Genomic DNA, 13,076 nt, shown 5'->3' with positions numbered 1-13,076 from the left:
TTGAGGTGATGATGACATGGATATCAATCGATTTTTTAAAGCAGTTTTAGCTCAAAACGAAGAAGAGCTTAGAACGTATTTTCATAAAAGTGCTGTTATAAAATGGCATTGCACGAATGAGCTTTTCACTTTAGATGACTACATAAGAGCAAATTGTGACTATCCAGGAAATTGGTGCGGGGAAATAGAACGAATCGAGAAAAGCGAAAATACTATTATTTTAGCTTGTCGTGTGTTTCCGATGGATAATAGTATATCTTTTCATGTGATCAGCTTTATCCATCTTGAGAATAATTTGATTATTGCTATGGATGAGTATTGGGCTGATGATGGATTGGCGCCAGAATGGCGTAGGAAGATGAAAATTGGCAAACCAATGAGATAATTGGTGCAAAGATTAAAGAACTTGTCTATCCAAGCTAAGCACTGGACAAGTAACGATTGACAAAACTTAATAGCAAAAAGCAAACGAGTGAATCCCCTTAACCTTTAAAAGGGGCTGTTCGTTTGCTTTTTCATTTTTGGAAGCCTGTATTTGCAGATGAACACACTTGATTTTTTCAGTGGTTCCTGCAATGTCTGGCTTTTTTTTTTTAGATTTTAAAATAATATGTAAAAATTTTATATATTTACTTGACAAATCCTTTCAATAGGTATAAAATTTATATATAAAATATTTACATATCAAAGAAATTGAAACAGAAAGGAGTTAGGAAGATGGTAAGACTTTTAGAGGCAAACAAGATTTCCAAGCAATTTTGCTTAGATGGTCAAGAAACGGTTGAAGTCTTAACAGAAATTTCTTTGACAGCCAACACTGGCGAGTTTATTAGTATTTTGGGCCGGAGTGGTTCTGGAAAAACCACTTTGCTAAAGTGTCTATCGAGCCTTTTAGAGCCGAGTTCAGGAACAGTTTTGTTAGCAGACAAAAACCCCTATCGTCTATCTGATGCTCGCCTGTCCAAGCTTCGACGTGAGCAGATTGGTTTTATCTTTCAACATTATAACCTGCTGGCAGCCTTACCTGTTTTTGAAAATATCATTCTTCCTCTAAAATTATCTGGTAAGAAAGTCAGAAAAGAGGAAGTTAAGATGGTTCTTGATGACATGCACTTTAAAGCTGATTTAGCAGCGCCGATAGCTACCTTGTCTGGTGGTGAACAGCAAAAAGTAGCTATTGCAAGAACAATTTTAGCAGGAAATCCTATTATCTTTGCAGACGAGCCAACAGGTGCTTTGGATAGTCCCTCCCAAAATGTTATATTTGAAAAACTCAAAGATCTAGCAGACCAAGGAAGGTGTATCGTAATGGTGACGCATGATATGGCGTTAGCTGCTCAGACGGATAGAGCCTTGATTTTGCAGGATGGACAGATTCAATTTGAATTGAAACAACCAACAGGTGATCAGCTTTATCAAATTCTGAAATAGTAGAAAGAGACTAACATGATACGATTGATTTATTACCAATATCATTATTATCAGAAGCAGTGGCTAGGAACGATTCCAGTCTTTCTGGTTGCTGGGCTTATTATTGGGCTTTCTCTCAACGGTGTGTTCAGCATTCAAACTTATCATTTAGTTTTTGAGCATAAGCTAGATCCAACACCAATTTTTCTTTTTCCAATCTTTTTCGGCGGGCTTAGTCTGTTTCTCATTGTCTCCAATCTGATTCGGTTTTTAATGGCAATTCTTTCAGAGGATTTTGAACGTTGGAAGGTTCTTGGCACGAGCCGTTTACAATTATCTTTCTTGATTGCAGGTCAACTGAGTCTCATTGCAGGTCTCTCAGCACTGGTCGGTTATTTGCTTTCTGTGCCTCTGACAGGTCGATATTATGATTTTCTCCAGTATTTTTTTGGAAAGGATTTGCTTCCCGAAATTCAGATAACAGCTGACTTTAGAGCTTTTTTAGGAACATTGCTTTTGGTTACCAGTCTAGCTTTTTTGGCTGGCCTTTACTATAGCTATCGGCAAATGACAGAGCCAAGAGCTTGGAAACGGTGGCTATCAAAGGTGTGGGCCATAGTTTCAAAGAGCTTTCTTATCCTAGTTTGGGTTGCGACTATCTGGGGAGTTGTTATTGGGAAATCCCTTTTAGACAAGGCTCAATTTGTCTTTTTATTACTACTTGTTCAGGTTGGGATATGCTATCTGTTGACGCCAGGAGTGCAGCTTTTTTTGCTGAGAGCCTTATCTCAGGTGATGAATCGATTTTATGCCTCCTTAGTTGCCAATCATACACTGCAACACGAAAAAGTGTATCTCAAGTCTTTGAATAGTTCCATGTTAGTAGGCCTTACCCTCTTAACCGGCTTTCAAATATTGTCTCAAAATATTTTTGTCCTTTTCCAAGAAGATGCTGATCTAGAGATGAAAGTATCCATCGTTATCTATCTTGGTGCTCCTTTAGTTATCGTCTTTGCTAATGTGATTGCGATGACCATTTTAGCATCTTATCAGGAAGGGCATTATACAGAACAGCTACGCGTGCTAGGTGTATCAAAAAAACAGTTAGTGCTGATAAAGGTTTGGGAAGCGCTGAGTCATACTTTGCTGATTTTCATTGTTTCGACTGTCTTGAATCTAGTGATTTGGGGATTGACGAGTTATATGTTATGGTCAACGGGGTATGGCTTAGCGCATGTTTCAGGATTTGCAAGTAGTCTTCCAGTGATTGGTGTCTTACTATTTACGCTGATTCTTCTCACAAAACTCAGTAATGAGTTTGAACATTTTATTTGAATACAGTTATTTGAATACAGGCTTTGTATCTTAATAAACTGAATTCGGCCTAAAATCCTCGATAAAATTCGAAAACCTCCTCAAGTCCAGAGACTTGTCGTCTGTTTTCTCATTTTTCAACGGATTTTTTCACGGGCTTTGTATCTTAGAATTGAATTCGGGCTAAAAGCTCGGAAAAAAGATAAATCTTCCTAGAGTGAGGACACTCTTCGTCAGATTTCCTATTTTTCAGTCGCTTTTTACACGCCCTCATATCTTAATAAGGAGGTAAGATGTATTTTCCAGTATCATCGACTTTGATTGAATTTCTGGTTTTAGCAATCATTGAGCAACAGGATTCCTATGGCTATGAGATTAGCCAGACGATTAAGCTAGTAGCTAGTATCAAGGAATCCACTCTCTATCCGATTTTGAAGAAGATGGAGCAGGCGGGCTTTGTGACGACCTATAAGCAGGAGCATCAAGGCAGACAACGCAAATATTATTCGGTTACCGCGCTTGGGCGCGAACAATTGGTCTATCTCAAGGAAGAGTGGGCCAAGCACACAGACACTTTATCTGACATTATTGAAGGGAGATTACGATTATGACACGAGAGATTTATTTGGAGGATCTGGCTAATTACCTCAAACGGTTGCCCAAGACAGACTTTGACGAGGTTATGGCCTATTTCACTGAATTATTTGACGAGGCAGGGTCAGACGGAGAAGCGGAGCTGATAGCGAGCTTAGGTTCACCAAGAGAGGCTGCGGCGGATATTACAGGAGACCTTTTGGACAAAAAATGGGGTGCAGCAGAAAGCTCTCGAGACAAGATCAGTCTGGTTTGGTTTGCGGTAGTCGCCATTCTGGCAGCACCGATCGGCTTTCCGCTTATGATTACGATTTTTACGGTCATTTTAACAGCGGTCATCTTTGTCTTTAGCATGCTCTTTGCACTTTATACCGTCGCATTCAGCTTGATTGCGGTCTGTATCGCTTTCTTGTGGGAGAGTATCGTGCATTTTCAGACTATCGGAATCCTGCTATTCAACATTGGTGGGACTTTGATTAGCCTTGGCTTGGGTCTCTTGCTTTTTATCGGAACCTATATGATAACCAAATTATTTGGCAAATGGTTAGTCATGATTGCTAAAAAAGTGTATAGAAAGGTGAAGAAAAATGGGTAAATGGGAGAAAAGAGTTGCCATTCTGGCAGCAGGAAGTCTGGTCACAGGTGTTCTCTTTCTGGGGGCAGGCGCGTTAGCTGGCGGGGTGCAGGATGCACGAAACATCTATCAAGAGGAACAGGATAGACAATACAAGTACCAACTGAAAATGTCAGAAGTGTCAACTATTGATGTTGACCTTTCAAGTGCAATTTTTGAGATTCAAACTGGAAATGTGGATAAGGTTGAGGTCAGCTATTATCAAAAGATGGGCAAAGAACGCTTTGTCTTTGAGGAAGACAGCAAGACCCAGACCTTAAAAGTCACCGATGCTAGAAATTCTGCCTCTAAGACACAATCAACGACAGATATGATTCGTTTCTTTAGCTATTTGGCAAGTGAGCGTGACTATAATAGAGACAAGGTCATTATCACCATTCCTAAAGGTACTCAGCTTAAAGATTTAACTGTAAAAATCGTGGATGGCCATCTTTTTATGCGCCAGCTTAAGGCAGATAATCTTAATATCGATAGCTACGATGTATTGACCAGTTTGGTCAACCTTCAGGTTAACAAGGCTCAATTGGCAATTCATGATTCGTCTTTAGATATGGAGAAGACTCAGATAGAGTCTGGAGAGATGCTGGCTTCTGATTCAGAGATTGATAGTAAGGACAATAGTATTAAAAATTTCAATATATCAGGGACAGATAGTTATATTGGTATGGATGGCAAGGTTGAAAATCTTGAAATAACCAATCAGGGAGGGTCAATTGATTTTTCTAAGGGGACTTTCCGTGGGAAAATTACGGTAGATAGTGTGGATGCTCCAGTGACATTTGCGGATTTTAAAGATAAGGAGCAGTACCAACTTGATTTGAAAGCAAGAGATGGTGGCATTTTACACAACGATACCTATATTGATGATGCTTGGGAGGATTCTGAAGAAGAATCGAGTGAGAGCTTGTCACACAATCCTACCAATCCATTAGCAGAGATTAGGGTTAGGACACAAAGTTCAAATATTTCCCTGAATGACGACTCAGATATTTTAGAATAGGAGTGACCTATGAGCAGACAGGATTTTTTACAGGAATTAGCCCTTTATCTAAACAAATTACCTCAGACGGACTTTGACGAGGTTATGGCCTATTTCACCGAGTTATTTGACGAGGCGGGAATAGATGGAGAAGCGGAGCTTATGGTGAGCTTGGGTTCGCCTCAGGAAGCTGCAGCAGACATTCTCGATCAATTATTGGAAGATTCAGTAGGGGCGAAGAAAAAAACGTCAAGCGCGCCGCCAACACCCTTGACTAAAGAGAGAAAAAGTCAGGACAAACAGCGTAATCATGTCGAAAAAAACTTACCTGCCTTTGACCAGTTGGATCTAGCTCTCAGCGAACTTGATGTACTGATAGTGCCATCTTTGGATGAGACTTTCAGCATTTCCTATTTCAAAACGAGGGCTGATCACCCGCTTCCCTTTAGCTATGAGGTGGTTGATGATTGTTTAAGGGTTTATTCATTAGAACATCAAACACATCAGGAAAATCGCATTAGTCTTTGGGGAAATTGGAATTCACGTAACACTGCACTGAGTACCTTAGTGATCAAAGTTCCTGCTGGGATTGTTTTTACGAAAGCTGCTGTTTCATTAGGATGCGGGGATTTAATCCTTAATAAGATCTCTTTGACATCGATTCATGTTCAGGTGGGTTCAGGAGATATTGAGTTAGATCAAATTGTCACTCAACAAGGCGAGCTATCTACTGGATCTGGGGATATTTCCTTGAAGGAATGTCAGCTACACCAAACAACTTTCAATACAGGGTCGGGAGATATTGAACTTGATAATTGTCGTTTGGAGCGCTCGAAGCTCAATACAGGTTCTGGTGATCTTGAGTTAACGCAAACATTGGTAGAACACTCGCAATTGGCAACGGCGTCTGGTGATGTGGATTTGGTTCAGGGCAGTCTCAATTCTAGTCAAATCACCATTGTTTCGGGTGATGTGAGTTTGTCAAATCCATCTTATGCTGGAACGATTACTGTCACTACGCAATCAGGTGATATCGAATGTAAGGGTTTAAGTGAGCAACTTAGCCAGATTAACTTAACAGCGAATACCAGTTTCGGAGAGATTGATGGCAAGCGTCTGAAAAATATACAGACAGTCCGTGACAATTACGCTGAGCATATGGTTCCTAATGCCAAGGCTATCTTGTTGCTGCAAAGTCAGAGCGGGGATATTGATCTGTCTTAGATGATTGTTCCTAGGACGTATTCAATTTTTAAAAGAGTAGAGCAAAATCAGGTATTACACCTGATTTTGTGGTATAATTGATAAGTTGCAATTCTGCAATACGATTAAGCCCTATAAGGCAGCTTCGCACTGTCTTGTCAGAAGACCTTGTCTTCAATATTAGAAAGAAGAACACATTGAAATTTACAGAATTAAATTTGGCAAAAGAAATTTTGTCTGAAGTCGAAAAAGCAGGCTTTACAGAGCCATCACCGATTCAAGAGCAGACTATTCCTTTGGCTCTTGAAGGCAAAGATGTGATTGGCCAAGCCCAAACAGGTACAGGTAAAACAGCAGCCTTTGGTCTGCCGACCCTTAACAAAATTGATACCAACAATCCGCTGGTACAGGCGCTTGTCATCGCACCGACCCGTGAATTGGCTGTGCAAAGTCAGGAAGAACTCTTCCGTTTTGGCCGTGCCAAGGGTGTGAAGGTGCGTTCGGTTTACGGCGGATCTAGCATTGACAAACAAATCAAGGCTCTCAAATCAGGGGCACATGTGGTTGTCGGTACACCTGGTCGTCTTCTTGACCTTCTCAAGCGTAAGGCGCTCAATCTCAAAGGTGTTGAAACCCTTATCCTTGATGAGGCTGATGAAATGCTCAACATGGGCTTTCTAGAAGATATTGAAGCCATCATTGAGCGCACACCTGTTGAGCGCCAAACCCTTCTCTTTTCTGCAACCATGCCAGAGCCGATCAAGCAAATCGGGATCAAGTTTATGAAGCAACCTGAGCATGTCAAAATTGCTGCTAAGGAATTGACGACAGACTTGGTTGATCAGTATTACCTTCGTGTCCGTGAGGATGAGAAGTTTGATACCATGACGCGTCTTATGGATGTCGATCAGCCAGAGTTGTCGATCGTCTTTGGTCGTACCAAGCGTCGCGTTGATGAATTAACCCGCGGTCTTAAAATCCGTGGCTTCCGTGCAGAAGGTATTCACGGTGATCTTGATCAAAACAAGCGTCTTCGTGTCCTACGTGACTTTAAAAATGGCAACATTGATATTCTTGTTGCGACAGATGTTGCCGCGCGTGGTCTAGATATTTCTGGCGTGACCCATGTCTACAACTACGACATTCCGCAAGATCCAGAAAGCTATGTGCATCGTATTGGCCGCACAGGTCGTGCAGGCAAGTCAGGCCAGTCTTTCACCTTTGTCTCACCAAATGAAATGGGCTACCTATCTATCATCGAGAACTTGACCAAAAAGCGTATGTCAGGAATGAAGCCAGCAACTGCTGAAGAAGCCTTTCAGGCCAAGAAAAAGGTAGCTCTCAAGCGTATAGAGCGTGATTTTGCGGATGATAGCATTCGTGCCAACTTTAAAAAATTCGGTAAGGATGCGCGCGAGTTGGCAGCAGAGTTTTCACCAGAAGAGCTAGCTATGTATATCCTGACCTTGACGGTTCAAGATCCTGAACACCAGCCTAAGGTTGACATTGCGCGTGAAAAACCACTGCCATTTAAGCCGTCAGGAAATGGCTTTGGTGGCAAAGGTGGCCGTGGTAAAGGTGGTCGTCAGCGCGATGGAGGATATCGTGGCGATCGCAGAGGTCGTAGGGATCGTCGTGACGGTGGCCGCCGAGGGGATTTCAAAAATGGTAAAGACAACCGTTTTGATAGAGAAAAGCGTTACCGCAAAGACCACAAAAAACCGACCAACACCTCAAACGAAAAATCAACAGGATTTGTTATTCGTAACAAGGGTGAAAGATAAACATGATGGAGAGTGGGACAAAAATCGGAAATTTCGTAGAAATTCGATTTGCTTCGCTTTCCTATTTCAAGGCTCAGGTAGAAATCATCCACTGGATAATTTCTATCCCACCTCCGCACAGTTACGGTGGCAACACTGGCTTGTTGAAGACAAACCAGATGTTCCACCTATGCGATAGCTGTCCAAGAGTTGCGCACGTTGTAAGCAAACGATTGGAAACAGCGAACCATTGAGTAGGGCTCTAAAAGTTGATTTATCAACGTATTAGAGCCCACTCAGCAGTGGCTCATTGGCGCTAAAGCACCTAATGATCTTTGCAGGGGTAAGACTAAGTTGGCATAGCCAACAAGTCTCCCTCCCAACCACTGCGTCTTGCAAGGAAATTAGAAAAATAAGCGAATCTGAGATTGCTTTTGTCCCAGTCTCGTTTCTTTTATAGTTTAATCAGTTTAACGCAGTAGTTGACTGGCCTATACAATGCTGATGAATCACCATTCCTAATCAGCAATAGTTCATTGGGGCTAAAATGCCCAATGACCTGTGCGGAGAGTAAGACTGAGTTTACATAGTCAACAAGTCTTACTCCCAACCTTGCGGAATGAGAGTCAAATAAACCAGTGGATTATTTTAGTCCGAATTTAGAAATCAAAGAGTGAGGATAGTCAATTTCAATGAAATCGTGGCTTTTGTTTCACTCTCTTTTCTTCTGCTTAAAACTAAAAACCTCTTGTTTCAAAGGAAGTATGCTATACTTTTAAATATAGAAGGAACCGATATCTATTGACATTGGTTACAAGATGTCAATATCATAGCACCTTAGTATCATGAGGTCGATAGCTTGCAAAAACAAATCGGATAGCCATTGAAGGAGAGGAGCCAAGTATGCAAACCGTGGCGATTTTATACAATCCTCAGTCAGGTGACGGAGATAAACAGAGCCTAATTGCTGAAGTTCAGGATTATTTGCATAGCAAGGGTCTGACGGAGGATAAGGTTTCCTTGATTGGGACAGAGTCTGCTCAGCATGCTTTTGACATGGCCAAGTACGCGACCCAGGCTGGTGTGGATCTGATTGTTACCATGGGTGGAGACGGTACTATCAACAAGATTGCTGCTGGAATTTATGAGGGTGGTGGGACAGCCGTTTTAGGAATCATCCCGGCTGGGACGGTTAATAACTTTGCTAAAGCTCTGCAAATTCCGCGGGAGCGGTCAGCTGCTATTAAAAATCTCCTAGAAGGTAAACCAAAAGCCATTGATCTAGCCCAAGTCAATGACGAGTACATGATTTCCAGCCTGACACTTGGCATTTTGGCGGATATTGCAGTTGATGTCAAGCAAGAGGAAAAGCGTCAGTTTGGCGCCCTAGCCTTTCTGAAAAATGCCTTCAAAATCATTCGCCGTAATCGTAATTACTACCTGACTTTACTGACAGAGGGGACAGAGCTAAAAGTAAAGACCAAGCTTTTGCTGATTACGATGACCAGTTCGGTTGCTGGTCAGGTGAATTTTGATCGAGACGCAAAGCCTGATGATGGTCTCATGAGCATCTATCTCATGTCTGATTTTCGTTTTTGGCGCGTTCTCAGGTACCTTCCTAGCTTTGTTCGAGGCGATTTTGCCAAACACTCGGATATTAAACATTTTAGGACATCGAGGCTTCAAATCAGCCAGTACAAGCACCGAAAAAGTCAAAAAGCGCGTACTCGAGTGGATGGGGATAAAAGCCAATACCTCCCGATCAGTCTCGAAGTGCTGCCAAGCGCTATCAGCGTAATGGTTCCAGAAAATACTCATTCTTAGGAGATGCTATGCCAGTAAACCTCTTATTTTCCATTGATGATGGCTATGTCGACCAATTCAAGGTCACGCTTTATTCCATTGTCCAGAACACCAGTTGCAAGGACTTGGATATCTACGTCCTCCAGCCCCAGTTGCTTGCAAATAACGATGAGATCTTAGCTTTTTGCCACAAGCTGGGTGTGTCCTATTACCCAATCGTGGTGGATGATGGTTTATTCGCCAAAGCGCCGACGACAGATCGGTATCCAAAGACCATTTATTACCGGCTCTTGGCGCATGAGATGTTGCCAGACCATCTGGATAAAATTCTCTATCTGGATGCGGATATCCTCTGCCTTAACGATATGATGTCTCTTTATGAACTAGACCTGACTGGAAAGCTTTATGCTGCTGCCAGTCATGTTGAGGATAATGAAGTCATGGATTTTATCAATAAGCGCCGTCTCAAAAATCAAGACGCAGGGTTTTACTTTAATTCTGGCGTCCTGTTGATGAACTTGAGGGCCATTCGCCAAAAGGTTAGCCGACAGGCTATCTTTGATTATATTGACAAACATCGGGCAGTTCTTTTTCTGCCTGATCAGGACGTGCTCAATGGCCTCTATGGCCATCAGACGGTCTTGATTCCAGAGGAAATTTTTAATTACGATGCCAGATACAGCGTCCTTTATCTCATAAATAGCAATCGTGAATGGGATTTAGACTGGGTCATTGAACACACCGTTTTCCTGCATTTTTGCGGGCGAGATAAACCTTGGAAGAAAGACTACCGTGGCCGCTACTCAGGACTCTACAAGTATATCGCCAGACAGGCTTGGAAGTTATGACGCGGATAGCTTGGGCAAAAGTATCTCAACCTTAGAATAGAATTGAGAGTCTGTCCCACTCTCTGAAACATTATTTTTTCCAAAAACATGATTTTTGAGCCTAATCCTCAACGCTTACATGCTTTTGAGGATGGAGAGAAGCTATCGTGGCTACCTACTCCAATCCTTAAAGTCCTCGGCTTAGGTAGTTTATCAGGGGTACAGACAAGTCTTTTCGTGATTTATCCGGTTTTTATTATCGTTATATTTTGAAAGAAATTGTGTCTTTGCGACAAAAGCTGAGGTTTAGCTAATAAATAAATAGATGATAACTATTTTTCATTTGTCATCTTTTTTGCTAGATTAAATGATAAATAAGATACGTAAAAAGGGGTATTGCTTTGACAAAATTAAACTCATTTCAATTAGGAGAGCTTTATAGAGAATTACGAATGGCTAGAGGATTGAAAATGAAAGATGTCATTAACGATAAATTATCCCAAGCACAGTTATCCAGATTTGAAAACGGTCAAACAATGCTTTCTGCAGATAAATTATTAGTTGCTATATCTGCTATACATATGAGTTTAGCTGAATTTGAACATGCCTATCATCAATACGAAGATAGCTCCTTTTTTAAGCAAGCTAAGTTGATTTCTAAATATCATTCTAGCAAGGATATTGAAAAATTAAAAACACTTCTAACCATATATGGTGATAATCATGAAACTTATGATATTTATAATAGACTTAATAAACTTGTTATAAGTTGCGCCATTCATGACTTGAATTCGGAAAATATTATCTCAGATAGTGATAAAGAGTTTATCACAACGTATCTTTATAGTATTGAGGAGTGGACAGAGTATGAACTATATATTTTTGGTAATACTTTGCAAATACTGTCGAATAGTGATCTCATATTTCTTGGTAAGGCATTTACAGAAAGAGATTCCATTTATCTTTCAATTCCAAATAATAAGCATAGAACTCAGTTGGTTCTGCTAAACCTTATATTTGAGCTATTAGAGAGAAATAATACTTACTATACTCATTATTTTGTAAATCATTTGGAGAGTATTGTAACTTATCAGGATATGTTTACAAGGACTGTTCTTATTTTTTTAAAAAAGGTTTTAAGTTATCAAGAAGGAAAAAATATTACTGTTATGGATTTAGAAAATTACATTGAGGACATTAAAAAACTAGGACATGAAGATGTTGCAGAATTTCTCCAAGACAATATTGCTAACTTAACTCAAAATAAAAAGGACACTTGATTTTATTCACATTCAAGTGTCCTTTTTTGATAGCAATAAGCTGATAAATAGTAATAATAAGGCATAAGCAATAAAGCAGAAATAAGCAAGGGACATACTGATCGTTGATAGCATTGGAAATACGAGACTTGTCAATGGAGGCACTATTACCAAAATAGCATTAACACTTGTGACAACACCACCAATTCTTTCTACGGGATAACGGTTGACCACATCTGCTGAAAACCTCGGAGTTACAATTCCTAATAAAAAGGCAAGACAGCTGTTAGCTAAAAAAATAATCCAAATATTATTAAAAATAAAACCAGCTCCTACTAAAAGAATCATTATATCAGACCAGATATTGATATAAAAAATGGAATATTTTCTAAAAATCTTTGCCGTTAAACTATTTCCAAGAACCATAGATATGGTAATAATTCCCGATAATAGAGAAATTTTTACAGGATTACTTAAAAAATTGAGTTCGTTATTTTCTTTAATGAACAGGGCAAATAAGGGAGTTAAACCACCAAAAAAACCATTAAGCATTGCTAATTGAATAAGATTGTTTAGCAATATATGATCAGATAAAAAAGAACTCAAATTATTTTTAACGGTTAAAAATGTTTTGCTTTGTTTGGAAATCTTTATTTTAGCTTCTTGTTCTTTGAGAGAAGGTTTAATTAACCAATAAAATAGAGTAACAATGAGGAAAATAAAGGCATTTATCATTGCCAACGAACTTTCGGAATAGAAGGTTAAAAGTGATGCCCCAACAAAAGTTGCTAAAACTGTAACTAATTGTGTACCTGTGCTGACAATTCCTTGTGCCTCTTCCATATCCTCAGGCCTAATTAGTGTTTTGGTAAAAGGTGTGAACAATGCCGTTGAATAATTACCACTAATATCAGATAGTAGGTTAAGAAAAGAAGCAAATATAACTAAAATCAAGGTTGGAGGATATCTAAAAACTAACCCTATCCCAATGTACATAATTGTCCTAAAAAAAGAACTTCCAATTAGTTGCCTGAGTTTTTGCTCCTGTCGATCAGCAATTACACCGAGAAATAAACTAATTAGAATAGGAAGAGTTTCCGAAGCTGATACGACCATAACAGCTATGCTCCCATTTGGTAGAGAAGTTGCTATCGTTAGCATTGCTGTATAAAAAAGCTTATCTCCAATCTTTGATATTAAATTAATACTTGCAAGTTGGGTAAAGGCTTTATTTTTTTGAAAAAGTTAAACATTTTGTCCTCCTAAATATAGATTTTGCAGTATGAATGC

Annotated in this window: 12 protein-coding genes; 11 read left to right on the top strand and 1 reads right to left on the bottom strand. The window is 39.9% G+C overall.

The window, feature by feature from the left end:
- Nucleotides 1-16: 16 nt before the first annotated feature.
- From A3I5_RS0106195 to A3I5_RS0106145, 11 genes are all read left to right on the top strand, one after another.
- Entirely contained in the window at nt 17-385 is a 369-nt protein-coding gene (locus A3I5_RS0106195; protein WP_018373743.1) for a hypothetical protein, read from the top strand.
- Between the two features lie 332 nt (nt 386-717).
- The gene (locus tag A3I5_RS0106190; RefSeq protein WP_018373742.1) at nt 718-1,431 is read left to right on the top strand and encodes an ABC transporter ATP-binding protein; all 714 of its coding nucleotides are present in this window, start codon (nt 718-720) and stop codon (nt 1,429-1,431) included.
- A gap of 15 nt (nt 1,432-1,446) precedes the next feature.
- Complete coding sequence (locus tag A3I5_RS0106185; RefSeq protein ID WP_018373741.1) at nt 1,447-2,745, top strand: FtsX-like permease family protein; 1,299 nt, start codon at nt 1,447-1,449, stop codon at nt 2,743-2,745.
- A 272-nt stretch (nt 2,746-3,017) separates the two neighbouring features.
- Nucleotides 3,018-3,335: a PadR family transcriptional regulator gene (locus tag A3I5_RS0106180; protein ID WP_018373740.1), complete on the top strand. Its 318-nt coding sequence runs from the start codon at nt 3,018-3,020 to the stop codon at nt 3,333-3,335.
- Entirely contained in the window at nt 3,332-3,913 is a 582-nt protein-coding gene (locus A3I5_RS0106175) for a DUF1700 domain-containing protein (protein WP_018373739.1), read from the top strand. Before A3I5_RS0106180 ends, A3I5_RS0106175 begins: the two co-directional genes overlap by 4 nt.
- On the top strand, nt 3,906-4,952 hold the full coding sequence (locus tag A3I5_RS0106170) for a DUF4097 family beta strand repeat-containing protein (RefSeq protein ID WP_018373738.1): 1,047 nt from the start codon (nt 3,906-3,908) through the stop codon (nt 4,950-4,952). Before A3I5_RS0106175 ends, A3I5_RS0106170 begins: the two co-directional genes overlap by 8 nt.
- A gap of 9 nt (nt 4,953-4,961) precedes the next feature.
- On the top strand, nt 4,962-6,155 hold the full coding sequence (locus tag A3I5_RS12320; protein WP_018373737.1) for a DUF4097 family beta strand repeat-containing protein: 1,194 nt from the start codon (nt 4,962-4,964) through the stop codon (nt 6,153-6,155).
- Between the two features lie 176 nt (nt 6,156-6,331).
- Nucleotides 6,332-7,918: a degradosome RNA helicase CshA gene (cshA, locus tag A3I5_RS0106160; protein WP_018373736.1), complete on the top strand. Its 1,587-nt coding sequence runs from the start codon at nt 6,332-6,334 to the stop codon at nt 7,916-7,918.
- An 882-nt stretch (nt 7,919-8,800) separates the two neighbouring features.
- Nucleotides 8,801-9,721, top strand: a complete 921-nt coding sequence (locus A3I5_RS0106155) for a diacylglycerol/lipid kinase family protein (protein ID WP_018373735.1) — start codon at nt 8,801-8,803, stop codon at nt 9,719-9,721.
- Nucleotides 9,722-9,729: 8 nt separating this feature from the next.
- A complete protein-coding gene (locus tag A3I5_RS0106150) occupies nt 9,730-10,548 on the top strand; it encodes a glycosyltransferase family 8 protein (RefSeq protein ID WP_018373734.1) in 819 nt (272 codons plus the stop codon).
- Between the two features lie 380 nt (nt 10,549-10,928).
- Nucleotides 10,929-11,807: an Rgg/GadR/MutR family transcriptional regulator gene (locus A3I5_RS0106145; RefSeq protein ID WP_026216958.1), complete on the top strand. Its 879-nt coding sequence runs from the start codon at nt 10,929-10,931 to the stop codon at nt 11,805-11,807.
- A gap of 12 nt (nt 11,808-11,819) precedes the next feature.
- Here A3I5_RS0106145 and A3I5_RS11715 read toward each other — a convergent pair whose 3' ends face one another.
- On the bottom strand, nt 11,820-12,992 hold the full coding sequence (locus tag A3I5_RS11715) for an MFS transporter (RefSeq protein ID WP_051071092.1): 1,173 nt from the start codon (nt 12,990-12,992) through the stop codon (nt 11,820-11,822).
- Nucleotides 12,993-13,076 lie beyond the last annotated feature (84 nt).

Source organism: Streptococcus merionis DSM 19192, from assembly GCF_000380085.1.
Lineage (GTDB): Bacteria > Bacillota > Bacilli > Lactobacillales > Streptococcaceae > Streptococcus > Streptococcus merionis.
Note: the sequence above shows the minus strand (reverse complement) of the source record. Positions and strands in the feature narration are given on the sequence as shown.

Excerpts from the sequence above, each read along its gene's own strand:
- A3I5_RS0106195 (WP_018373743.1), top strand. The coding sequence starts at position 17 with ATGGATATCAATCGATTTTTTAAAGCAGTTTTAGCTCAAAACGAAGAA.
- A3I5_RS0106190 (WP_018373742.1), top strand. The coding sequence starts at position 718 with ATGGTAAGACTTTTAGAGGCAAACAAGATTTCCAAGCAATTTTGCTTA.
- A3I5_RS0106185 (WP_018373741.1), top strand. The coding sequence starts at position 1,447 with ATGATACGATTGATTTATTACCAATATCATTATTATCAGAAGCAGTGG.
- A3I5_RS0106180 (WP_018373740.1), top strand. The coding sequence starts at position 3,018 with ATGTATTTTCCAGTATCATCGACTTTGATTGAATTTCTGGTTTTAGCA.
- A3I5_RS0106175 (WP_018373739.1), top strand. The coding sequence starts at position 3,332 with ATGACACGAGAGATTTATTTGGAGGATCTGGCTAATTACCTCAAACGG.
- A3I5_RS0106170 (WP_018373738.1), top strand. The coding sequence starts at position 3,906 with ATGGGTAAATGGGAGAAAAGAGTTGCCATTCTGGCAGCAGGAAGTCTG.
- A3I5_RS12320 (WP_018373737.1), top strand. The coding sequence starts at position 4,962 with ATGAGCAGACAGGATTTTTTACAGGAATTAGCCCTTTATCTAAACAAA.
- A3I5_RS0106155 (WP_018373735.1), top strand. The coding sequence starts at position 8,801 with ATGCAAACCGTGGCGATTTTATACAATCCTCAGTCAGGTGACGGAGAT.
- A3I5_RS0106150 (WP_018373734.1), top strand. The coding sequence starts at position 9,730 with ATGCCAGTAAACCTCTTATTTTCCATTGATGATGGCTATGTCGACCAA.